We start from the raw sequence: 23,269 nt of genomic DNA, 5'->3' as shown, positions 1-23,269 counted from the left end.
CCGCCCTCGCGGTGCCTCAGCGAACCGTCCCGTTCCGGGCGCCCGGCAGCATCAGCAGCAGGTACAGCAGCATCGAGGTGCCGAGGCCCACCGCCCAGCCGTAGTCGGCCAGCGGTTCGAGGAACGGCACGGGCCGGCCGTCGACCAGGGGGTGGAAGTCGGCGCCGCCGACGGCCAGGACACCGCCGGTGACGAAGGCGAGGACCGCCCGCCAGTTCCAGCCGCCGGTGTACCAGTAGCGTCCGCCCGCGCGGTACAGGTCGACGAGGTCGAGGCGGGCGCGGCGCAGGATCCAGTAGTCGGCGACGAGGATGCCGGCGACCGTGCCGAGCAGGCCGCCGACCAGGCCGAGCCAGGTGAAGATGTAGCCCTGCGGGTCGGAGTACAGCTTCCACGGGAAGATCAGCACGGCGAGGACGCAGGCGATGAGGGCGCCGGTCCGGAAACTCACCTTGCGGGGCGCGACGTTGGAGAAGTCGAAGGCCTGGGAGACCAGGTTGGCCGCGATGTTCACGGACAGGGTCGCCACCAGCACGGTGACGAGGGCGAAGAGCAGCCCCGCCACGTTGTCCGTCCTGGCGGCGAGCTGCACCGGGTCCCAGACCGGTTCCCCGTAGACCGCCTGCGAGCCGGAGGTCACCATCACGGACAGGAAGGCGAACAGGGTCATGGTGGTCGGCAGGCCGAGGGCCTGGCCGCGGGTCTGGGCCTTCTGGCTCTTCCCGTAGCGGGTGAAGTCGGGGATGTTCAGGGACAGCGTGGACCAGAAGCCGATCATGCCCATGAGGGAGGGCCAGAACAGCTTCCAGAAGTCGCCGCCCCAGCCCAGCTTCGACGGCTGGTCGAAGAGCGGGCCGAGGCCACCGGCCTTGTCGGTCATCCACCACAGCATCACGAAGGCGCCGACGAGGACGAAGGGCGCCGCCCAGTTCTCGAAGCGGCGGACGGTCTCCATGCCCCGGTGGATGATGGCGACCTGCAGCGCCCAGGAGATCGCGAACGACAGCCACATGGTCCAGGGGTGGCCCCCGACCGTCGCGGCGTCGCTCCAGCCGTCGCCGATCAGCTTGCCGGCCAGGAAGTAGATCGCCTCGCCGCCGATCCAGGTCTGGATGCCGAACCAGCCGCACGCCACCAACGCCCGTACGACGGCGGGCAGGTTGGCGCCGCGGATGCCGAAGGAGGCGCGGGCGAAGACGGGGAAGGGGATGCCGTACCTGGGTCCCGCGTGTCCGGTGAGCAGCATCGGGACGAGCACGATCAGGTTGGCCAGGGCGATGGTGAACACCGCCTGCTTCCAGTCCATGCCGACGGCGATCAGGCCGGAGGCCAGGGTCCAGGAGGCCGTGTTGTGGGCCATCCCGACCCACAGCGCGGAGAAGTTGTACGTGGTCCAGGTGCGCCCCTCGACGGGGACCGGCAGCAGGTCCTCGTTGGCGTAGGGGCCGCTCGGCGGCGGGGAGCCCGGAGCGAGCTCCACGCGTCCGTCGGGAAGGGTGACCTGGGTGGACGGCGGCTGGGCCGCGGGCGCGGTGTCGGTCATGGGCAGGCCAATCGTGCGAGGGGACGGGAGAGGCCGTGCGGGCGGTGCCGAGGGGACGCGGGGTGGTCGGCGCACCGGCCCCCACGCTGAAACGGAATGCATGGTTCCGTGACATCCGTCACGCCGCGTCCCGATCTATGCGGGCCCCTTAGTAGGACCCGCTCCGACGACATAGGGGATTTGTCCGGCTTGCCGTGAAAACGGGGCGGGCCGGGACGGACGGTGGTCCGGTCGGACGACGGGAGCCACGGCTCTTTCGCCGTGCGACGGTTTCTGACGAGGCGGCAGGCGCCCCGGGAGGTCCGTCGCGGGCAGGCTGGCACGCTCTCCCGTCCGCCGCAAGACCCCCGCGGACCTACGAGGCGCGGTAGTACGACGGCCCTTTGCGCCCGGCGCCCGGGCGTCCCAAGAATGACCAGCCTCCGGACATCAGGGGTGAGGTCACGCATGGGAAAGCACCGCCACCAGCACACGTACCGTCGGACGGTCATCGCGGCAGTCGCCGTGGGCGTCATAGGCATACCCACCGCCGCCATGGCCTGCGCCGACTGGTCCGACGGCGGACAGCGGCAGGACCGGGACACCGCCACCTCGGTCGCGGCCGAGAGCGAGTGGGACGGTCCCGACTGGTATCAGCGGTGGAACGGCCGGCAGCACGGCGGGCACACGGCGGCACCGTCGGCCACGCCGACCGCCACCGCGAGCACTCCGCAGGCCGACGCGTCGAAGCACAGCGCCGCCGAGCCGCCGCACAAGCCGAGGAGGACGGCCCCCGGGACCACCACGTCCAAGCCGGCCACCACGGCCCCGAAGCCCACCACCGCGGCTCCGAAGCCCACCACCGCGGCCCCGAGGCCCACCACGGCCGCTCCGAAGCCCGCCACCACGGCTCCGAAGCCCACGACGGCCGCCCCGAAGCCCACCGCGAGCGCTCCGAGCCCCGCCACGACGGGCGGCACCGAGGCCTCCGGCGCCGTCGCCGAGGTCGTGGAACTCGTCAACGCCGAGCGCGGCAAGGCCGGTTGCTCCCCGGTGAAGGTGAACGCCACCCTGACCGAGGCCGCGCAGAAGCACAGCGAGGACATGGCGGCGAGCGGCACCATGTCGCACACCGGCTCGGACGGGTCCTCGCCCGCCGACCGCATCACCGGCGCCGGCTACAGCTGGAGCAGCTACGGCGAGAACGTCGCCTACGGCTACTCCACCCCCGAGCAGGTGATGCAGGGCTGGATGAACAGCCCCGGCCACCGGGAGAACATCCTCAACTGCTCGTTCCAGGAGATCGGCGTCGGACTCGCGCAGCCCGGCTCCTACTGGACCCAGGACTTCGGTACGTCCCGCTAGGTCGCGGTCGGGGGCGTGCCCGTCGGCAGGGGTACCGGTCACGAGGCGCCCGTCAGCGGTCGAGCGCCGGGATGACCTCCGCGCCGTACGCGTCGATCGTCGCCTCCTGGGCGTCGTGCATGTCGTAGACGGCGAACTGGTCGACGCCCAGCTCGCGCAGCGTCCGCAGCTTCTCGATGTGCGCCTCGACCGGGCCCAGCAGGCAGAACCGGTCGACGATCTCGTCGGGGACGAAGTCCGTGGACGGGTTGCCGGCCCGTCCGTGATGGCTGTAGTCGTAGCCGTGCCGCTCCTTGATGTACGACGTCAGCGCCTCGGGGACCAGGTCCGAGTGCTCGCCGTATCGGGCGACCAGGTCGGCGACGTGGTTGCCGACCATGCCGCCGAACCAGCGGCACTGCTCGCGGGCGTGCGCCAGGTCGTCGCCGACGTACGCCGGGGCGGCGACGCAGACGGTGACGGAGGCGGGGTCGCGTCCCGCCTCCGCGGCCGCGGTGCGTACGGCCTTCACCATCCACTCGGTCAGGTACGGGTCCGCGAGCTGGAGGATGAAGCCGTCGGCCTTCCGTCCGGCGAGGGCGAGTGCCTTCGGCCCGTACGCCGCCATCCAGACGGGCAGCTTCCCGTCCCGCACCCACGGGATCCGCAGCGGCCGTCCGTCGACCTCGGCCTCGCGTCCCTCGGCGAGGTCGCGGATCACGTCGATCGCCTCGCCCAGGCGGGCCAGGGTGCCGGGTCTGCGTCCGGCCACCCGCATCGCGGAGTCGCCGCGGCCGATGCCGCAGACGGTGCGGTTGCCGTACATGTCGTTGAGGGTGGCGAAGGTGGACGCGGTCACCTCCCAGGTGCGGGTGCCCGGGTTGGTGACCATCGTGCCGATCCTCAGCTTCGTGGTGCGGGCCAGGATCTGGCTGTAGATCACGAACGGCTCCTGCCACAGCACGGCGGAGTCGAAGGTCCAGCCGTGCGTGAACCCGTTGCGTTCGGCGCGTTGCATCAGGTCGACGACGCGGGAGGCCGGCGGGTCGGTCTGCAGGACGAGTCCGAAGTCCATGGGCACCGCTCCTAGTTCAGGTACTGGCAGGTGGAGCGCGGGGTGTAGACGCCGTGGCCCTTGCGTCCGGTGTACTCCCGCGCGGTGACGACCGGTTCGCCGCGCGAGAGGACGGTCTCGACGCGGCCGGTGATCCGCTTGCCCTCGTAGGCCGAGTAGTCGACGTTCATGTGGTGGGTCTCGGCGGACAGGACCTGTTCGGCGTGCGGGTCGTAGACGACGACGTCGGCGTCGGCGCCGGGCGCGAGGGTGCCCTTCTTCGGGTACAGGCCGAACATGCGGGCCGGGGTGGCGCAGGCGATCTCGATCCAGCGGCGCCGGCTGATGTGCCCGTCGACGACGGCCTGGTGGAGCAGGTCCATGCGGTTCTCGACGCCCGGCATGCCGTTGGGGATCTTGGAGAAGTCGCCGCGGCCCAGTTCCTTCTGGCCGGTGAAGCAGAAGGGGCAGTGGTCGGTGGAGACCACCTGGAGGTCGTTGGTCCGCAGGCCCCTCCACAGGGCCGCCTGGTGCTCGCGCGGGCGCAGCGGCGTGCTGCACACGTACTTGGCGCCCTCGAAGTCCGGTTCGGCGAGGTTGTCGGTGGACAGGAACAGGTACTGCGGGCAGGTCTCGCCGAAGACGGGCAGCCCCTCGTCGCGCGCCCGGGCCAGCTCGGCGACCGCCTCGATCGCGGAGACGTGCACGACGTAGAGCGGGGCGCCCGCGACCTGCGCGAGCCTGATGGCGCGGTGGGTGGCCTCGGCCTCCAGCAGGGCCTTGCGCACCTCCCCGTGATAGCGGGGGTCGGTCTCGCCGCGTGCGAGGGCCTGCTCCACCAGCACGTCGATCGCGATGCCGTTCTCGGCGTGCATCATGATCAGGCCGCCGTTCTCGGCGCAGCGCTGCATGGCGCGCAGGATCTGGCCGTCGTCGGAGTAGAAGACGCCCGGGTAGGCCATGAACTGCTTGAAGGAGGTCACCCCCTCCTCCACCAGCAGGTCCATCTCCTTGAGCGTCTCCTGGTTCACGTCGGAGACGATCATGTGGAAGCCGTAGTCGATCGCGCAGTTGCCCTCGGCCTTGGCGTGCCAGGCGTCCAGGCCCTCGCGCAGGGAGCGGCCGGTGCTCTGGATCGCGAAGTCGACGATCGTGGTCGTGCCGCCCCAGGCGGCGGCCCGGGTGCCGGTCTCGAAGGTGTCCGCGGCGTAGGTGCCGCCGAAGGGCATCTCCATGTGGGTGTGGCCGTCGACGCCGCCCGGGATCACGTACTTGCCGCTCGCGTCGATCACCCTCTCGGCGGTGAAGGCCCCGGCGGCCGGGGTGCCGGTCGCGGCGAGGGCGGCGACGCGCCCGTCCTCGATCAGGACGTCGGCGTGCGTCTCGTCGGACGCGGTGACGACGAGGCCACCGCGGATGACGGTACGGCTGCTCATGCTGGTCCCTCCTGTCAGGAGCGGTCGGTCACGGCACGGTCAGCTGGGGCGGGAGCCCGGTGTCCGGTCGCGGGAGGACCGTCGGCGGTCGGCGGGCCTCAGGCGGCCCGTCCGGTCCGGCTCGCGGCCGTCACAGGCTGCGCAGGGCGCGTTCGAGGATCGCGGCGCCCTCCTCGGCCTCCGCGACGGTGAGGGACATCGGCGGGGCGATGCGCAGGACGCTGGTGTCGTGGCCGCCGCCCTTGCCGATGAGCAGTCCGCCCGCGCGGGCCTCCTCCAGGACGGCGGACGCCGCCTCGGGGGCGGCCTCGTCGGTGCCGGGCCGGGTCAGCTCGACGCCGATCATCAGCCCGCGCCCGCGCACCTCCCGCACGTGCGGCACCTGGGCGGCGGCGGCCCGCAGCCGTTGGATGAGCATGCCGCCGACGCGGCGGGCGTTGCCCTGGAGGTCGTGCTCCAGCAGGTAGGTGAGGTTGGAGAGGCCGGCCGCCATGGTGACCTGGGTGCCGCCGAAGGTGGAGATGCTGTTGGCGTCCAGGCAGTTCATGATCTCGGCGCGGGCGATGACGCCGCCGATCGACATGCCGTTGCCGATGCCCTTGGCGAAGGTCACGATGTCGGGCGGGCCGCTGCGTCCGTGGGCCTGCCAGCCCCAGAAGTGCTCGCCGGTGCGGCCCCAGCCGGTCTGCACCTCGTCGGCGATCCACAGGACGCCCCGTTCGTGCAGCACCTCGCGGAAGGCGGCGTACAGGCCGTCGGGCGGGGAGGTGAAGCCGCCGACGCCCTGGACGGGTTCGGCGATCAGCGCGGCCGGCGGGCGGGTGTGGCCGAGGACGTCCTTCAGGTCGGCGACGCAGGCGTCGATGAAGTCGCGGTCGTCCAGGTGGGCGTAGGGTCCTCGGGTGCGCACGCCGCCGTGCACGTACAGCGTCTGGAGCGGGGACAGCGAGGTCGGGGACCAGCCGCGGTTGCCGGTGACGCCGACGGCGCTGAAGGAGCGGCCGTGGTAGCTGTTGCGCATCGCCAGGATCGTGTTGCTGCGCCGGTAGGTGGTGGCGAGGAGCAGGGCGGTGTCGTTGGCCTCGGTACCGGAGGTGGTGAAGAAGACGCGCGGGTCGGGGATGCCGGACACCTGGGCGACGCGTTCGGCGAGTTCGACCATGGGCCGGTCGAGGTAGAGCGTGGACGAGTGGATGATCCGCCCGGCCTGCTCGCTCACCGCCTTGGTCACCTCGGGCAGGGCGTGCGCGGTCATCGTGGTGAGGATGCCGCCGAAGAAGTCGAGGTACTTGTTGCCGGCGGAGTCCCAGACGTGCCGGCCCTCACCGTGGGTGATCTCCAGCGGGTCCTCGTAGTAGAGGGCGAGCCAGTCGGGCAGGACGGCGCGGTGACGGGCGAAGAGGTCCTTGGTCACGGCCGCACCAGCCCTTCGTAGGCGTCGGGGCGGCGGTCGCGGTAGAAGGCCCACTGCTGCCGCACCTGCTCGATGAGGTCGAAGTCCAGGTCGCGGACGACGAGTTCCTCCTTGGTGTCGCTGGCCACGTCGCCGACGAACCGGCCGCGCGGGTCGACGAAGTACGACGTCCCGTAGAAGTCGTTGTCGCCGTACTCCTCCTGCCCGACCCGGTTGATCGCGGCGACGAAGTACTCGTTGGCGACGGCCGCCGCGGGCTGTTCGAGCTGCCACAGGTGGGCGGAGAGGCCGCGGTGGGTGGCGGAGGGGTTGTAGACCAGCTGGGCGCCGCCGAGGCCGAGTTGGCGCCAGCCCTCGGGGAAGTGCCGGTCGTAGCAGATGTAGACGCCGATCTTGCCGACGGCCGTGTCGAAGACGGGCCAGCCGAGGTTGCCGGGGCGGAAGTAGAACTTCTCCCAGAAGCCCTCGACCTGGGGGATGTGGTGCTTGCGGTAGGTGCCGAGGACGGTGCCGTCGGCGTCGATCACGGCCGCGGTGTTGTAGTAGAAGCCGGACTGCTCGATCTCGAAGACGGGGACGACGATCACCATGCCGGTCTCGCGGGCGAGGGCCTGCATGCGGCGGGTGGTGGGGCCGTCGGGCACGGGCTCGGCCCAGCGGTAGTGCTCGGGGTCCTGGACCTGGCAGAAGTAGGGGGCGTTGAAGACTTCCTGGAAGCCGATGACCTGGGCACCCTGCCGGGCGGCCTCGCGGGCGTGCTCCTCGTGCTTCGCCACCATGGACTCGGTGTCGCCGGTCCAGGTGGCCTGGACCAGAGCGGCACGTACGACGTGGGCCATGAGCTGCTCCTTCGACGCGACGTCAGAGCCTCTACGCCCGTAGAGCAGGACGTAGAGGGACGAAGGTATGCCCGGCCGGAGGGGCTTGCCAAGAGCATCGTCGCCACGACGCGGTGTCGAGCGCCATTCGCACTCCGCTGGGTGAGCGGTGGGGCTCACGGGGCGGCTGGTGCGCTCCTCAGATCGCGATCGGCGTGCACCGTCCCGCCAGCTCGTCCATGGACAGTCCCAGCGCGCGGGCCAGCGCCGCCACCGTGAAGAACGCCGGGGTCGGCGCGCGGCCGGTCTCGATCTTGCGGAGGGTCTCGGCGGAGATGCCGGCCTCGGCCGCGACCTCGGTCATGCTCCGCTCGCCGCGCGCGGCGCGCAGCAGCAGCCCGAGCCGCTCGCCGCGCTCGCGCTCTTCGGGGGTCAGGGGTGTGCGCACCATGGCGTCATTCTAATACCGGTCCCCCACATCGGACCCAATTAAAATACCGGTATAGTAATTGTCATGGTGGAACTGAAGACGGACACATCGATCGACGCCATGCACGCGGCCGGCCAGGTCGTCGCACGCGCCCTGACCGCCGTACGGCAGGCCGCCGACGTGGGCGTGTCCCTGCTGGAGCTGGACGCGGTGGCACGCGGGGTGCTGCGGGAGGCCGGTGCGGGCTCGCCGTTCCTCGGCTACCGGCCCTCCTTCGCGCCGACGCCCTTCCCGGGAGTGATCTGCGCGTCGGTGAACGACGCGATCGTGCACGGCATCCCCGACGGCTACCGGCTGCGCGACGGCGACCTCGTCTCCATCGACTGCGGCGCGACGCTGGACGGCTGGGCCGGCGACTCGGCGATCAGCTTCGTCGTGGGCACCCCGCGGGCGGCGGACGTCACGCTCGTCGAGACCGCCGAGCGGGCCCTCGCGGCGGGCATCGGGGCGGCCGTCGTCGGCAACCGCATCGGCGACATCGCGCACGCCATCGGCACGGTGTGCCGGGCCGCCGGCTACGGGATCATGGAGGACTTCGGCGGCCACGGCATCGGCCGGCACATGCACGAGGACCCGGGGGTGCCCAACGAGGGCCGGCCGGGCCGCGGACTCCCCCTGCGGCACGGCATGGTCCTCGCCATCGAGCCCATGCTGATCGGCAGCGGCCGGGACGACTACCACCCCGCCCCGGACGGCTGGACCCTGCGCACGAACGACGGCTCCCGGGCCGCCCACGTGGAACACACGGTGGCGATCACGGAGGCGGGACCGCGCGTCCTGACGTCGCGGGAGGGCCTGTGACTCCGGGGGCGTGACACGGGGCGAGCGGCCCGGAGCCCCGTCCGGGGGAGGGCCCGTCCCCGTCGCGACGCGTCCGCACACCGGGGGACGGTCCGGGTGCGCCCCGCCCTCATGTCCGGGGGCGTCCGGTACGCCCCGTCCCCGCACCCGGGGACACCCCCGGTACCCCCCACTCCGCGTCCGGGGACTCCCCCGGAGCCGTCCGCCCGCTCGGGGTCCGGACATGCCCGGTGGAACAGAACGTGTCATGTTGGGCATGACCGTGCCCCGACCGGGTTACCCGGCCCCGGCACGTCGATCAGCGATGCAGCGGAGGTCCGTACACGATGAGCAGCGGCTTCATGGGCCCGGAGGGCGACCCGTTCGCGGAATTCCTGGCGCGCTTCTTCGGCGGGCCCAGGCCGAGGCAGATCGACATCGGGCGGCTGCTCAGCCAGCCCGCCCGGGAGCTGGTGCGCGGCGCCGCCCAGTACGCCGCCGAGCACGGCAGCCGGGACCTGGACACCGAGCACCTGCTGCGGGCCGCGCTCGCCACCGAGCCGACCCGCGGCCTGCTCAGCCGGGCCGGCGCCGATCCCGACGCGCTGGCGTCGCAGATCGACGAGCGGACCGGACCGGTGCAGCACCCGCCGGGCGAGGTCCCGCCGCCCACCTCGCTCTCCCTGACCCCGGCCGTCAAGCGCGCCCTGCTGGACGCGCACGAGCTGGCCCGGTCGACCGGCACCGGCTACATCGGCCCGGAGCACGTGCTCAGCGCCCTGGCCGCCAACCCGGACTCGGCCGCGGGGCACATCCTGAACGCGGCCCGGTTCGCCCCCTCGGGCCTGCCGACGGAGACGCCGGAGGCCGCCAAGGGCCGGGCGGAGACCCCCCGGTCCACCAACACGCCGACGCTGGACAAGTACGGCCGCGACCTCACCGACCTGGCCCAGCAGGGCCGGATCGACCCGGTGATCGGGCGCGAGCAGGAGATCGAGCAGACCGTCGAGGTGCTCTCCCGGCGCGGCAAGAACAACCCGGTGCTCATCGGTGACGCGGGCGTCGGCAAGACCGCCGTCGTGGAGGGGCTGGCCCAGCGCATCGCCGACGGCGACGTGCCCGACGTGCTGATCGGGCGCCGGGTGGTCGCCCTGGACCTGACCGGTGTGGTCGCGGGCACGCGTTACCGGGGCGACTTCGAGGAACGGATGAACAACATCGTGGGCGAGATCCGCGCCCACTCCGACCAGTTGATCATCTTCATCGACGAGCTGCACACGGTGGTCGGCGCGGGCGGTGGCGGCGAGGGCGGGTCGATGGACGCCGGGAACATCCTCAAGCCGGCCCTGGCCCGCGGCGAGCTGCACATCGTGGGTGCCACCACGCTGGAGGAGTACCGCCGGATCGAGAAGGACGCGGCGCTCGCCCGCCGGTTCCAGCCGATCCTGGTGCCCGAGCCCACCCCGGCGGACGCCATCGAGATCCTGCGCGGTCTGCGCGACCGCTACGAGGCGCACCACCAGGTCCGCTACACCGACGAGGCGCTGGTGGCGGCCGTGGAGATGTCCGACCGCTACCTCACCGACCGGCGGCTGCCGGACAAGGCGATCGACCTGATCGACCAGGCCGGTGCCCGCGTGCGGTTGCAGGCGCGCACCAAGGGCACGGACGTACGGGCCATGGAGCGCGAGGTCGACCAGCTGATCCGGGACAAGGACCAGGCCGTCGCGGACGAGCAGTACGAGCAGGCCATGCAGCTGCGCGACCGGATCACCGAGCTGAAGGAGCGGATCGCCCGGGCGGACGGCGGTGGTCAGGCCGACGAGGGCCTGAACCTGGTGGTCGACACCGAGTCCATCGCCGAGGTGGTGTCCCGGCAGACCGGCATCCCGGTCAGCAGCCTCACCCAGGAGGAGAAGGACCGCCTGCTGGGCCTGGAGGCCCACCTGCACGAGCGGGTGGTCGGCCAGGACGAGGCCGTGCGGGTGGTGTCCGACGCCGTGCTGCGTTCCCGCGCCGGGCTCGCCAGTCCCGACCGGCCCATCGGCTCCTTCCTCTTCCTCGGCCCGACGGGCGTCGGCAAGACCGAGCTGGCCCGGGCCCTGGCGGAGGCCCTGTTCGGCAGCGAGGACCGCATGGTGCGCCTCGACATGAGCGAGTACCAGGAACGGCACACCGTCAGCCGCCTGGTCGGCGCCCCGCCCGGCTACGTCGGGCACGAGGAGGCCGGTCAGCTCACCGAGGTGGTGCGCCGGCACCCGTACTCGCTGCTGCTGCTGGACGAGGTGGAGAAGGCGCACCCGGACGTCTTCAACATCCTGCTCCAGGTCCTGGACGACGGCCGCCTGACCGACTCGCAGGGCCGCACGGTGGACTTCACCAACACGGTCGTCGTGATGACCAGCAACCTGGGCTCCGACGTGATCAACCGGCGCGGCGCCACCCTGGGCTTCGGCCCGGGCGGCACGGAGGCGGACGAGGAGGCCCGGCGCGAGCAGGTGCTGCGCCCGCTGCGCGAGCACTTCCGGCCGGAGTTCCTCAACCGCATCGACGAGATCGTCGTCTTCCGCCAGCTCAGCGGCGAGCAGCTGCGGCAGATCACCAGCCTGCTGCTGGAGCAGACCCGGCGCATGGTGCGGGCGCAGGACATCACCGTCGACTTCACCGACACGGCCGTGGACTGGATCGCCGAGCGCGGCTACCAGCCCGAGTACGGCGCCCGGCCGCTGCGCCGCACCATCCAGCGCGAGGTGGACAACCAGCTCTCCCGGCTGCTGCTCGACGGCCGCGTCCGGGAGGGCGGCCGGGTCACGGTGGACGTCGAGGACGGGCGGCTGGCGTTCCGGACGCCGGAGCGGCCCGCCCCCGAACAGTGACGCGCGCTACCGCGCGGGCCTGACCACCATGGCCGAGCCGCCGCCGCGCCGTACCTTCTCGGCGGCGGCCAGCCACCTGCCGTCCGGCAGCCGCTGCACACCGGTCGCCGCGCCGATCTCCGGGTTGGGCTTGAACGCGTGCCCGAGCGCCTCCAGTTCCGCCCGCACCCCGCTGTCGTACAGGCCGGGTTCGAGCTCGGTCCGGTCGGCGTTGCGCTGGCTGGCGCGCGGTGCGGCGATCGCGTCGACCAGCGGCAGGCCGCGGTCGAGGAAGCCGGTCAGGGTCTGGAGCACGGTGGTGATGATGGTCGCGCCGCCGGGCGACCCGACCGCCACGACCGGCTCGTGGTGCCGGTCCAGCACGATCGTCGGCGCGATGGACGAGCGCGGCCGCTTGCCGGGGCCGGGCAGGTTCGGGTCGTGGACCGCCGGGTCGGCGGGGGCGAAGGAGAAGTCGGTCAGCTCGTTGTTGAGCAGGAAGCCCCGGCCGGGCACGGTGATGCCGCTGCCGCCGGTCTGCTCGATGGTGAGCGTGTAGGCGACGACGTTGCCCCACTTGTCGGCGACCGTCAGGTGCGTGGTGTTCTCGCCCTCGTACGTCGTCGGCGCCGCCGTGCCGCCGTCCGCGCAGGGGGCCGGGTGCCTCGGGTCGCCGGGCGCGAGCGGGCTGGTGAGCACCGCGTCGTCCCGGATCAGGCACGCGCGCGAGTCGGCGTACCGCTGCGAGAGCAGTTCCTTCGCCGGTACGTCCTCGAAGGCGGGGTCGCCCACCCAGCGTCCGCGGTCGGCGAAGGCGATGCGGCTGGCCTCGATGAAGCGGTGCAGGTAGCGGGCCTCGCTCGCCTTCGACAGGTCGGTGCGCTCCAGGATGTTCAGGGCCTCGCCGACCGTGGTGCCGCCGGAGGAGGAGGGGGCGATCGAGTAGACGTCCAGGCCCCGGTAGGTGGTCCTGGTGGGCGCCCGGAGCTCGGCCTCGTACGCCGCGAGGTCCTTGGCGGACAGGTCGCCGGGGCGGGCGTTCCAGCCGGAGTCCGGGTCGACGGGCGGCTTGTCGACGGTGGCGACGACGTCCTCGCCCAACTCGCCGTGGTAGAGCGTGTCGACGCCCTTGCGGCCCAGCTCCTTGTAGGTGCGGGCCAGGTCGGGGTTCTTGAAGGTGGAGCCGACGACCGGGAGTTCGCCGCCCGGCAGGAACAGCTCGGCGGTGTCCGGGAAGTAGCGGAACCGCTGTTCGTTGGCGGCGGTCTGGGAGCGGAAGGTGGCGTCGACGGTGAAGCCGCCCCGGGCCAGGCGTTCGGCGGGCTCCAGCACGGTGGCGAGCTTCCTGCTGCCCCACTTGTCGAGGGCCGTCTGCCAGGTCGCGGGCGTGCCGGGGGTGCCGACGGCGAGGCCGCTGGTGACGGCGTCGGCGAAGGCGAGCGGCTTGCCGTTCTCGGTGAACAGGGTCTCGTCGGCGGTCAGCGGCGCGGTCTCGCGGCCGTCGATGGTGTGCACCGTACGGGACTTGGCGTCGTAGTAGACGAAGTAACCGCCCCCGCCGATGCCGGCGGAGTAGGGCTCGGTGACACCGAGCGCGGCGGCGGTGGCGACGGCCGCGTCGACGGCGTTGCCGCCCTTGCGCAGTACCTCGATGCCGGCGGCGGAGGCGTCCCGGTCGACGCTGGCGACGGCCCCGCCGTAGCCGGCGGCGACCGGGGTCTTCGGGGAGGCCGGTCTGTGCTGCGCGGCGGGTGGCGCCGCCGCTCCCACCGACACCACGGCGGCCGAGACCGCCAGGACCGTCAGATTCCGTGCGACAGGGCGACGCATCCGCACCTCCAGGGAAGGGCCGTTCGGGCAGCTTAAGTCATCGTCATGGCCGCGTCAGGAGTCCGTGGAGCACCGGTACGCCGACGCCCGCCGGCACGCGCGCCCGTGACCGACGACGTGGGCACCATCGTGCGGGGTGGGACCGCGGCGGGCACCGGCGCCACGCTGGGCCGGCTCGCCCGTACGCGTCCCTGCGGGATCGGGGCGGTACCGGGCCCGGCGCCTCGGCACGCCCGGTGACCGCGCCGAGGGGCCGGCCGCTACCCGGCCACCAGCTTGCGCACGTTCTCCACGCTGCCGCAGTCGGAGTCCAGGTACTTCGCACGGGCTTCGCGGAACGCCTGCCCCAACTCGGCCCGGCGCTCGTCGGCGACGTTCTCGCGGGCGTCGTTGAGCAGGGTCCGCTCCTCCTCGTCCGCGTGGTGGTTGACCGCCGTGACCAGCTCCTCGAGCTTGTCCTCCCACTCCTGCGAAGCGGTGTCCTCCACCTCCAGCAGCGCGAGCAGCGCCTCGTTGCCCTCCTGGTGCTCGTGCACGCTGTGGTCGACGTCGTCGTCGTCGACGTTCTTGTAGCGCCGCAGGGCCGGATAGACCTCGTCCTCCTCGGCCGAGGCGTGGGCGATCAGCAGGTTCGCGAACTCCGCGAGAGCGGCGGCACGGTCGGCTTCCACGTTGCGCATGGTGCGGAAGAGGTCCTCCATGCGGCGGTGGTCGCGCAGGATGAGCTCGACGACGTCATGGGACGACACGGTGACTCCTCGTCTGTGGGCGGTGGGCGTTCCGGTCTCGCGATTACCCCCGTTCCCCCGGGTGAGACCTGGACGATCGCCTCCGTCCGGCGCCGCCCGCGTTCTCAGGGCGTGTCGAGGCCGTGCACGGTGGTCAGGCCGGCGAGCCCCGAGATGTTCAGCACCGGGGCCAGCAGCGGCGTGGCGATGAGTTCGATGCGGTCGGTGTGCGTGAACAGCACGCTCAGGCCCGCGCTGTCCAGGTACTCGACGGCCGTGAGGTCGATGACGAGGGGACCGTCGGTCGTCTCGATGGCCGCGGCCAGGGCGTCGGTGTTGCTCATGTCGATCTCGCCGACGACCGTCAGCAGCGCCGCGCCGTCGGGACGCCGGCCGGGGGTGAGGGTGAGCGGGGTGGTCATCAGGCGATCCTCGTGTGCATGTCGACGGTGGTCCCGGCCGCGCCGGAGGTGATGGTGACCTGGTGCATCAGCGCGCGCATCAGGGCCACGCCTCGCCCACGGTGGGTGTTGAGGTCAGGCTGGGGGGTCTTCCACCGGCCGGTGTCGGCGACGGTCAGGTGGAGGTCGTCGACGAGGGCCTCGGCCCGTAGCCGGACCGTGTCCCCGGGGGCGTCGCGGTGCCCGTGCTCGATGGCGTTGGCGCAGGCCTCTCCCGCGGCCACCAGGACGTTCTGGACGGTGTGGGGTGGCAGTTCGCACTGGTCGAGCCAGCTGCGCAGGGCCTTGCGGACCGGTGCCAGTTGGGACGACTCCGCCGGGAAGGCCACGTCCAGCGGCGCCGGGTGCCGGTACAGCAGGAGGGCCACGTCGTCGTCGTAGCCGTTGGTGGGCGCCAGGCGTGTCATGACCTGGGTGGCGAGGTCGTCGACGGCGGCGTTGCGGCCGTCCTGGACGGCCTCGCTGGCCTGGTCGATGCCGGCGGTCAGCGGGCGGCGCCGGCGTTCCACGAGGCCGTCGGTGTACAGCAGGAGCGTGGCGCGCGCGGGCACGGTGCAGGAGCCCTCGGGGCGGTGCGTGCCGGGGCGCACGGCCAGGGGGACGGAGCGTCCCTCGTCGAGGAGTCGGGTGGTGCCGTCGGGGTGGGTGAGGATGCCGGGCGGGTGCCCGGCGCTGGAGTAGGTGAGGTGGCCGGTGTCGGGGTCGAGGACCCCGCAGAAGACGGTGGTGCACGCCGCGCCGGGGATGCCGGCGGCGAAGCGGTCGAGCGCCATCAGGGTCCGCGCGGGGTTCGCGTCCTGGAGGAGCAGGGCGCGGCAGGCGCTGCGCAGTTGGCCCATGACGGTGGCGGCCTCGAGACCGCGTCCCACGCAGTCTCCGACGACGATGCCTATGCGTCCGTCCTGGAGCCGTACGGTGTCGTACCAGTCGCCGCCGACCTCCAGGGGCTGGGTGGCGGGCTCGTAGCGGACGGCGAAGCCGTCGGGCAGGTCGGACGGGCCGAGGATGGACCGCTGGAGGGCGATGGCCGTCTCGCGCTGCTGGTCGATCTGGTGGGCGCGGGCCAGTCCCTGGGCGAGCTGACCGGCCAGCAGGGACAGCAGCAGCCGGTCCTCGTCGGTGAAGGGCCGGTGGTCCCCGAGGTCGATCCGGAGCACCATCGTGCCCTCGGGGTGGTTGACGGTGATGCCGGCCCCCGTGTCGTCGTCGACCGGAGTGAGCGGGGGCTGCTCGAGCCAGGCGGTGAGCTCGTCCCGGCGTTCGGCGGTCAGGTCGTCCCAGCGCAGGGGCGCGTCGGTCGCGGTCACCGCCGGTTCCCGGCCGGGTGCGACGACGGTCGCCAGGACGCGCTCGGCCCGCCACAGCTGCTTCAGTTCGTCCAGCGCCCCCGCCAGCGCCTCCGGCAGGCTGGTGGCCTGGGTGAGCCGCATGCCCAGGGCGGCCTGGGCGCTCTTGCGCTGGATCGCGTGGTGCTCGGCGGTGACGTCGCGGAAGGTGCCGACGGTGACCTGGCGTCCGGTGTCGGGGTCCCGGGCCTGGTTGAAGGTGGCCGTCACCCACAGCCGGTGCCCGTCGCGATGGCTGACGGGGATGGTGTAGGAGCCCTTGGGATCGCCCAGCAGTTGCTCGAAGGCGTCGTGGACCTGCCGGTGCGCCTCGGGGTCGGTGTCGGCGTCCGGCCACCAGGGGTGGACCGGACGGTAGGGCAGGCCCTCGGGCTCGTACCCGAGGATGTCGGTGAAGGCCGCGTTGATCTCGATGACGGCGCCGTCCTCGTCGCAGACGAAGAAGGCCTCCTGGAGGGAGTCGATCAGGGCGTCGCGCCAGCGGGCCTGGTGGTTGCGCAGCCGCGCCAGCTCGATGGTGGCCCGTACCCGGGCGAGGAGTTCGGCCGCGGCGAACGGCTTGACGAGGTAGTCGTCGGCGCCCGCCCGGAGCCCTTCGACGGACGCCTCCTGCCCGGCCCTGGCCGACAGCAGCAGCACCGGCACGGAGGCGGTCCGGGGGTCGGTGCGCAGCGCCGAGACCAGGGCGAGGCCGTCGAGGCCCGGCATCATGACGTCGCTGATCACCAGGTCCGGGGCGTCCGCCCGCACGGCCCGGAGGCCGCCGGGCCGTCGTCGACGGCGTCGACCCGGTACCCGACGCCGCGCAGGAGCCGGGCGAGGTACCCGCGCATGTCGGCGTTGTCGTCGGCGATCAGGATCCGCGCCTGCGCGGCCGGGGCGGACGCCCGGGCCGGTGCTCCGGTCCCGTCCACCGCCGCGGCCGTCCGTTCCCCGGCGTCGTCCGCTTCGTCCGGCAGCCAGCGCAGGGCCTCCACGAGGTAGGGGTCGGCGGCGGTCCCCGCGCGGCTGTCGTCGGCCGGCACGAGGGCCTGGGGCGGGAGGTGGGCCGAGCCGAACGGCACGCGGATCGTGAAGCGGGTGCCCTCGCCCTCGGTGCTGTCGGCGGTGATCGTGCCGCCGTGCAGGGCGACGAGTTCCCTGACCAGGGCGAGCCCGATGCCGCTGCCCTCGGTGGAGCGGGAGCGGGCGGTCTCGATCCGGTGGAACCGCTCGAACAGCCGGGGCATCTCGGCCGCGGGCACGCCGACGCCCGTGTCGGCGACCTCCACGACGGCGTGGGTGTCCTCGCCGCGGACCGTGACGCGGATCGCGCCGTCGAAGGTGAACTTCAGCGCGTTGCTCAGCAGGTTGAGGATCACCTTCTCCCACATGCCGCGGTCGACGTACACCTCGCCGGCCAGCGGCGGGCACACGATGTCGAAGTCCAGGCCGGCCTTGTCGACGGCGGAGCGGAACACGCTGGCCAGTTCGGCCGTGACGGCGGCCAGGTCGACCGGTTCGTAGTGCGCCCGCATCCGGCCGGCCTCGATGCGGGAGAAGTCCAGCAGCGAGTTGACGAGCTTGCCCAGCCGCAGTGCGTTGCGGTGGATGGCGTCCAGTTCCTCGCGCACCGGCGCGTCGGCGTCCGCCAGGCGGGCGCGCAGCTCCTCCAGCGGCCCCGTGATCAGGGTGAGCGGGGTGCGGAACTCGTGGCTGATGTTGGAGAAGAAGGTGGTCTTGGCCCGGTCCAGCTCGGCCAGTTCCTCCGCCCGCCGCTGCTGCTTCTGGTAGTCGCGCGCACTGGCGACACCGGACGAGAGGTGGCCCGCGACCAGCTCGAGGAAGCCGCGGTAGCCCTCGTCCAGGGCGCGGTACCGGTTCAGTCCGGCCACCAGGAATCCGTACGGCGTGCTGCCCGACCGGAGCAGCGGCACCACCAGGGCCTGCTCGGGCGGCTCCGGCCAGCCTCCGGTCGGCAGGCCGGTGAACGGGGCGCCGTCGAGCGGCACGGGCGCGGACTCGCCGCGAGCCGCCTCCTCCAGCGGCCAGACGCCGCCGGACGCGGGCAGGACGGCGGGGGCGGCCGGGTGCCCGGCGGGCATCCCGGTCGCGCCGGCGAGCACCGCGGAGCCGTCGGGCTCGAACAGGTACGTCAGCGTGAACGGCAGGTCGCGCGTGTTGCGGCCGAGCTGCTGGTCCACGAGGTCAGCATCTCCTGCTCGGTGCGGACCACGCTGAGGTCCGACCCCAGGTCGCGCAGGGTGGCCATCCGCCGCTCGCCGAGGACGCGTTCGGTCTCCTCGCTGACCACGCACAGCATGCCGACCACGGCGCCGTCGTCGTCGCGCAGCGGACTGTAGGAGAAGGTGTGGTAGCTCTCCTCGGTGTAGCCGGACCGTTCCAGGAACAGCAACAGGCCCTGGTCCCAGGTCGCCTGTCCCGTGGTCATCACGGTGTCGATCCGGGGGCCGATGTCGTCCCAGATCTCCGCCCACACCTCGCGCGCCGGCCGGCCCAGCGCCCAGGGGTACTTGCGGCCCAGCGTGTCCCGCCGGTAGGCCGCGTTGCAGAAGAACGTCAGCTCCGGGCCCCACGCCATCCACATGGGGAACCGCGACGACAACAGGATGCTGACCGCCGTCCGCAGGCTCTGGGGCCACTGCCGCGGCGGGCCCAGGGGGGTCGACGCCCAGCCCACCCGGGCGAGGTCCCCGCCGACCTCCGCATCGGCGGCGAACACGTCCGAACCGGCCGTCACCGCCGGCCCGTTCCTGCCCTCTCGCGCACGCGTCACCGGACGCCTCCCACTCTTCCCCCTGTCGCACCGTTCACCGAGGTCGCCGCCGCTGGACTTGCCCAGAAACGCTGGCAGCTTCGTAGGATAAGCCAGACCGCCCCTGGGACTCACCGGCAGGCGGTGCACACGACGGACGCACAGCAGGGAGCGGTAAGGGTGACGACGAGTCCGCTGCGGGTTCCCCTGCCCCGGGCGTCCGACGAGGCGAGACGTCTCGACGCGGTCCGGCGCTACCGGGTCCTCGACACGCCGCCGGACGGCGCGTTCGACAGGATCGCGGGGCTGGCCGCCCGGATCTTCGACGCGCCCATGGCCACCGTGTCGATCGTGGACACCGACCGGGTGTGGCTCAAGGCCGCCCACGGACTGACCGGGGTCACGCAGCTGCGCCGCGACCCCGGCCTCTGCTCCTCCGCCATCCTGCACGGCGAGCCCTATGTGGTCACCGACGCCACGACGGACGCCCGCACGCACGCCCACCCCCTCGTCCGGGGCGACATCGGCGTCCGTTTCTACGCCGCCGCGCCGATCACCACGGCCGACGGGCAGCGTCTGGGCACGGTGGACGTCCTCGACACCCGACCGCGCACCCCGACCGACGCCCAGCTCGACGCCCTGCAGGACCTGGCCGCGCTGGTGATGGACGAGCTGGAGCTGCGTCTCTCGGCCATCCGCACGGTCGCCGCCGAACGTGAGCGGCGCACCGAGGCCGAACGCCTCGCCCGGACCTTGCAGCGCACCCTCCTGCCCCCGGCCCTGCCGACGGTCCCCGGTCTCGAGGCGGCGGCCGCCTACCACACGGCCTCCTCGCACGAGGTCGGCGGCGACTTCTACGACCTGTTCCCGCTCGACGACGGCCGCTGGGCGTTCTTCCTCGGGGACGTGTGCGGCAAGGGCGCCGAGGCGGCCGCTCTGACCTCGCTGACCCGCTACACCCTGCGCGCCGCCGCCATCTACGACCCGGACCCGTGCGCCGCACTGTCCAACCTCGACAGTGTCCTCAAGGGCGAGTACCAGGGCAGCGACCCCCGCTACTGCACGGCGGTCTTCGGCGTGCTCCAGCCCCTGGCCGACGGCTCGTTCTCCGTCGCCCTCGCGGGTGGCGGGCACCCCTCGGCCCTCGCGGTGCGCGCCGACGGGGCGGTGGAGCCGATCTCCACCGTCGGCGGCCAGCTGGTCGGCATGCTGCCCGACCCCCAGTTCGTGCAGACCACCACGCGGTTGTCGCCGGGCGAGAGCCTGCTGCTCTACACGGACGGTCTCACCGAGGCGCGCACCGCGGACGGCAGCATGCTCGACGAGAGCGGACTCACCCGGTACCTGCTCTCGACGTACGCCCGCGCCGAGGACCGCTCCGCCGACGGGTTACTGGCGTCCGTCGAAGCACTCCTGCACCGCCTGGGCGACGGCGTCAGCGACGACACCGCCCTGCTCGCCCTGTCCGTACCCGCACCGCCCGAACCCTCCCAGGAGAAACGGTGACCGAGCCCGAACGCCTGCTGACCGTCACCCCGCGACCCACCCCGGCCGGTCCGTACGTCCTCCAGGTGACCGGAGAACTGGACCACCACAGCTCCCCCATCCTCACGCAGGCCGTCAAGGAGGCCCCCTTCGACGACGTCGGCGTGATCATCGACCTGTCCGGGCTGACGTACTGCGACTCGACCGGCATCACGGTGCTCATCACCGCCTACCAGCGGTCGCAGACGACCGGCTCACCGCTCAGCCTGGTCGGCGTCCGGCCCGACCAGATGCGCGTCTTCCAGGTGGTCGGACTCGACCAGGTCTTCACCTTCCACGCCACCGCCGAGGAGGCCGTCTCCGCCCTGCGCCCCTGAACGGCTAGAAACCACGCCCGGTTTCCGGTCGGCCGGCGACCGCCGTGTCGCCGCGGTCCCAGCCGTGGATACAGTGTCCGGTGCACGGTCGCCCGGCCGGGCGGGGGCACACGGTCCGGGTGGGGCAGGCCGGTTCGGCAGGGGAGAGTGGGAGGCCGGGGTGATCACGTACGAGCGTGCGGACCGACAGGTCCAGGACATGGACCACGGCGATCACTTGTGCCTGGCGTTCGCCGACGACGCCGAGCAACGCCGCGTGGTGACGTCCTACCTGACGGCCGGTCTGGACCGCGGTGAACGGGTCGTGTACTTCGCCGACCAGTGTGCTCCCCGGGAGGTCCTCTCCTGGCTGACCGCATCGGGCACGGACCCCCGCCCGGCCCTGGAGGAGGGCCGGCTCGTGGTGACGACGGCGGAGGACAGCTATCTGGCGGCGGGCTCGTTCGACCCCGACGACATGGTGGCCGCCCTGCAGCGGGAGGTCGAGGAGTCCCTGCGGGCCGGTTACGCCGGGTTCCGCGTCAGCGGCGAGATGAGCTGGGCGCTCCGCCCGGTGCCCGGGGCCGAGCGGCTCGCCGACTACGAGACCAAGGTCAACGAGGTGTTCGCCGGCCGTCCGGCCTCGGCCGTCTGCCAGTACGACGCCCGCCGCTTCACTCCCGAGCAGCTGGACCGCCTGCACGGCTGCCATCCGGGAGAGGTCGAGGCCGAGCCGCTCCACCACGACGGCACGCTGCGGCTCGTGCCCTCCTTCCGGCACGGGCGCCGCAGCCTGCGCGTGGTGGGCAGTGTGGACCACCGCACCACGCGGGCCCTGGCGGACGCCCTGGAGACGGCGATGTCCTGGCCGGGCGACGTCCAGGTGGACATGCGGGAGCTGGAGTTCATCGACCTGGGCGGCGTACGGGCACTGGCCCACGCCGCCGCCCGGCTGGAGGACGGCCGACGCCTGCGCGTCGTGGAACTGGCGCCCCTGCTCTGCCAGGTGATCGGCATGGTCGGTTTCGACGAGACCCCCGCCCTGGTCGTCACCGCACGGGAGACCCTCGCGTGACCGCCGGCCCGACCGCACCGCCGGCCCGGCCGCACCGGGACGGCGGCCTGACCCACCAGGCGCTGGTGTACGGCAGCGACCAGGAGTTCCTGGCCACCACGGTGCCCTTCTGCCTCGAGGGACTCGAGCGGCGGGACGCCGTACTGGCGGTGACCACCCCCGCCAACATCGACCTGCTGCGCCGGGCGCTCGGGAAGGCGTCCGAACGGGTCGAGTTCGTCGACGCCGACGCGTGGTACCGGACGCCCGGACGCACGCTCGGCGCCTACCACCGGTACGTCGACCGGCACACCCGCACGGGGCGGCACCAGCGGGTCCGGGTCATCGGCGAGCCGGTCTGGCACGGCAGGGACTCGCTGGAGACGGTTGAGTGGGGCCGCTACGAAGCCGCGATCAACGTCGCCTTCGCCCCCTGCCCGGCCTGGATCATCTGCCCGTACGACACCCGGGTCCTGCCGGAGGACGTCGTGGCCGGCGCCCGGCGCACACACCCGCACCTGGCCGTGGCGGCGTCCTCCCGTCCCAGCGGCCGCTACGCGGACCCCACCACCGACGACGGCTGGCACTGGCCCCCGGCACCCGTGTCCGGGGAAGGAGAGGAAGCCGCCATGCGCTTCGGAGCCGACCTTTCGGCAGTGCGTTCCACGGTCGCCGAGGCCGCGGCCGGGATGGGCCTGTCCCCCGACGGCACCCGGCGTCTCGTGTTCGCGGTCAACGAGGTCGCCACCAACGCCGTCCAGCACGGCGGGGGCACGGGGCACCTGACGGTCCGTCGCGCGGGCCGGCGCATCGTGTGCGACGTCACCAGCACCGGAACCGGCAGGCCGGACTGGTACCTGGGGTATCTCCCGCCCGACCCGCGGCAGCGACGCGGACACGGCATGTGGGTGGTGCGTCAGTTGTGCGACCTGCTCGAGGTCCACACGGACCAGGACAGCACGACGGTGCGCCTCCACATCAGCCTCGCCTGAACGGCGGTCACCGACGCTCGTCCAGTGCGATGCGCGCGGTCACGCGCTTGCCGCTCTCCTCCTGCACCACCTCGACGTCCCGGCTCAACGCCGCGACGATCTCCAGACCGTGCTGGCCGACGCGTCGCGGGTCGGCGGGCCGGGCCCTCGGCAGCGTCGTCTCACCGTCCCGGACGGTGACGGACAACACGTCCTCGGCCAGGGCCAACGACAACCCTATGGGCCCGGAACCGTACTTGACCGCGTTGGTGACCAGCTCGCTCACCACGAGCTGCGCCGCCTCCACCCCGCGTGCGGACAGCGCCGGTCCACCGGCGGTCCGCGTCTCGCCAAGGAACCGGAGCGTGAAGTTCCGTGCGTCGGCGACGCGGAAGGTGTGCCGCTCGAAGGTCACGGAGGACATCCGCGAACCGTCGCCGGCAGGTGTCTGCCGGAACCGTGGACCGTTCAGTTCGAACTCACCATCCCGCACGTCCGTCGCGTGACTCCCCCGTGGAGCACGGAACGCCGACCCGTCCCTGTGACGCAGAACCGACAGGACCGCTCATC

17 protein-coding genes and 1 pseudogene are annotated in these 23,269 nt (G+C 72.6%); 7 read left to right on the top strand and 11 right to left on the bottom strand.

The annotated features are described in order from the left end of the window. Positions 1–16: 16 nt before the first annotated feature. The gene (locus JHAT_RS18515; RefSeq protein ID WP_077799312.1) at positions 17–1,543 is read right to left on the bottom strand and encodes an NCS1 family nucleobase:cation symporter-1; all 1,527 of its coding nucleotides are present in this window, start codon (positions 1,541–1,543) and stop codon (positions 17–19) included. A 447-nt stretch (positions 1,544–1,990) separates the two neighbouring features. Between JHAT_RS18515 and JHAT_RS18510 the strand changes: the two genes are divergently transcribed. Beyond that, positions 1,991–2,887 (top strand): CAP domain-containing protein, encoded by an 897-nt coding sequence (locus tag JHAT_RS18510; RefSeq protein ID WP_077799311.1) that lies wholly within the window; start codon positions 1,991–1,993, stop codon positions 2,885–2,887. Between the two features lie 52 nt (positions 2,888–2,939). On the opposite strand, the gene JHAT_RS18505 is transcribed toward JHAT_RS18510, so the two are convergent. From JHAT_RS18505 to JHAT_RS18485, 5 genes are all read right to left on the bottom strand, one after another. After that, positions 2,940–3,941 carry a TIGR03842 family LLM class F420-dependent oxidoreductase gene (locus tag JHAT_RS18505; RefSeq protein WP_077799310.1) on the bottom strand — a complete coding sequence of 334 codons (1,002 nt, stop codon included), beginning with the start codon at positions 3,939–3,941 and terminating at the stop codon, positions 2,940–2,942. 11 nt (positions 3,942–3,952) lie between these two features. Next, entirely contained in the window at positions 3,953–5,356 is a 1,404-nt protein-coding gene (gene hydA, locus JHAT_RS18500; RefSeq protein ID WP_077799309.1) for a dihydropyrimidinase, read from the bottom strand. A 130-nt stretch (positions 5,357–5,486) separates the two neighbouring features. Then, positions 5,487–6,770, bottom strand: coding sequence for an aspartate aminotransferase family protein (locus tag JHAT_RS18495; RefSeq protein WP_077799308.1), 1,284 nt, complete (start codon positions 6,768–6,770; stop codon positions 5,487–5,489). After that, the gene (locus JHAT_RS18490; protein WP_077799307.1) at positions 6,767–7,609 is read right to left on the bottom strand and encodes a nitrilase-related carbon-nitrogen hydrolase; all 843 of its coding nucleotides are present in this window, start codon (positions 7,607–7,609) and stop codon (positions 6,767–6,769) included. Before JHAT_RS18490 ends, JHAT_RS18495 begins: the two co-directional genes overlap by 4 nt. 178 nt (positions 7,610–7,787) lie before the next feature. Beyond that, positions 7,788–8,039, bottom strand: coding sequence for a helix-turn-helix domain-containing protein (locus tag JHAT_RS18485; protein WP_077799306.1), 252 nt, complete (start codon positions 8,037–8,039; stop codon positions 7,788–7,790). A 63-nt stretch (positions 8,040–8,102) separates the two neighbouring features. On the opposite strand from JHAT_RS18485, the gene map reads away from it, so the two are divergent. Together map and JHAT_RS18475 are read left to right on the top strand one after the other, a co-directional pair. Then, positions 8,103–8,879, top strand: a complete 777-nt coding sequence (map, locus tag JHAT_RS18480) for a type I methionyl aminopeptidase (protein ID WP_077799305.1) — start codon at positions 8,103–8,105, stop codon at positions 8,877–8,879. A 326-nt stretch (positions 8,880–9,205) separates the two neighbouring features. Then, positions 9,206–11,734 carry an ATP-dependent Clp protease ATP-binding subunit gene (locus JHAT_RS18475; RefSeq protein WP_077799304.1) on the top strand — a complete coding sequence of 843 codons (2,529 nt, stop codon included), beginning with the start codon at positions 9,206–9,208 and terminating at the stop codon, positions 11,732–11,734. Between the two features lie 6 nt (positions 11,735–11,740). Here JHAT_RS18475 and ggt read toward each other — a convergent pair whose 3' ends face one another. The 4 genes and pseudogenes from ggt to JHAT_RS18455 form a co-directional block, all read right to left on the bottom strand. Then, a complete protein-coding gene (gene ggt, locus JHAT_RS18470; RefSeq protein ID WP_077799303.1) occupies positions 11,741–13,543 on the bottom strand; it encodes a gamma-glutamyltransferase in 1,803 nt (600 codons plus the stop codon). A gap of 260 nt (positions 13,544–13,803) precedes the next feature. Next, entirely contained in the window at positions 13,804–14,292 is a 489-nt protein-coding gene (locus JHAT_RS18465; protein ID WP_077799302.1) for a hemerythrin domain-containing protein, read from the bottom strand. A gap of 104 nt (positions 14,293–14,396) precedes the next feature. Continuing rightward, complete coding sequence (locus JHAT_RS18460) at positions 14,397–14,693, bottom strand: STAS domain-containing protein (RefSeq protein ID WP_077799301.1); 297 nt, start codon at positions 14,691–14,693, stop codon at positions 14,397–14,399. Further along, a pseudogene (locus tag JHAT_RS18455) lies at positions 14,693–18,800 on the bottom strand (SpoIIE family protein phosphatase). Before JHAT_RS18455 ends, JHAT_RS18460 begins: the two are co-directional and overlap by 1 nt. A gap of 213 nt (positions 18,801–19,013) precedes the next feature. Between JHAT_RS18455 and JHAT_RS18450 the strand changes: the two are divergent. The 4 genes from JHAT_RS18450 to JHAT_RS34680 all read left to right on the top strand — a co-directional run bounded on the left by JHAT_RS18450 (position 19,014) and on the right by JHAT_RS34680 (position 22,720). Continuing rightward, positions 19,014–20,339, top strand: coding sequence for a PP2C family protein-serine/threonine phosphatase (locus JHAT_RS18450; RefSeq protein ID WP_253195540.1), 1,326 nt, complete (start codon positions 19,014–19,016; stop codon positions 20,337–20,339). Next, on the top strand, positions 20,336–20,695 hold the full coding sequence (locus tag JHAT_RS18445; protein WP_077799300.1) for an STAS domain-containing protein: 360 nt from the start codon (positions 20,336–20,338) through the stop codon (positions 20,693–20,695). Before JHAT_RS18450 ends, JHAT_RS18445 begins: the two co-directional genes overlap by 4 nt. A gap of 160 nt (positions 20,696–20,855) precedes the next feature. Then, positions 20,856–21,749 (top strand): MEDS domain-containing protein, encoded by an 894-nt coding sequence (locus JHAT_RS18440; RefSeq protein ID WP_077799299.1) that lies wholly within the window; start codon positions 20,856–20,858, stop codon positions 21,747–21,749. Beyond that, positions 21,746–22,720, top strand: coding sequence for a sensor histidine kinase (locus tag JHAT_RS34680; protein ID WP_171990961.1), 975 nt, complete (start codon positions 21,746–21,748; stop codon positions 22,718–22,720). Before JHAT_RS18440 ends, JHAT_RS34680 begins: the two co-directional genes overlap by 4 nt. Before the next feature lie 7 nt (positions 22,721–22,727). On the opposite strand, the gene JHAT_RS18425 is transcribed toward JHAT_RS34680, so the two are convergent. Beyond that, a complete protein-coding gene (locus JHAT_RS18425; protein ID WP_077799298.1) occupies positions 22,728–23,123 on the bottom strand; it encodes an ATP-binding protein in 396 nt (131 codons plus the stop codon). Between the last annotated feature and the right edge of the window lie 146 nt (positions 23,124–23,269).

Origin of the sequence: Streptomyces sp. JHA26, from assembly GCF_002005565.1 — a bacterium.
GTDB lineage: Bacteria > Actinomycetota > Actinomycetes > Streptomycetales > Streptomycetaceae > Streptomyces.
This window is presented reverse-complemented; position numbering and strand designations above follow the sequence as displayed.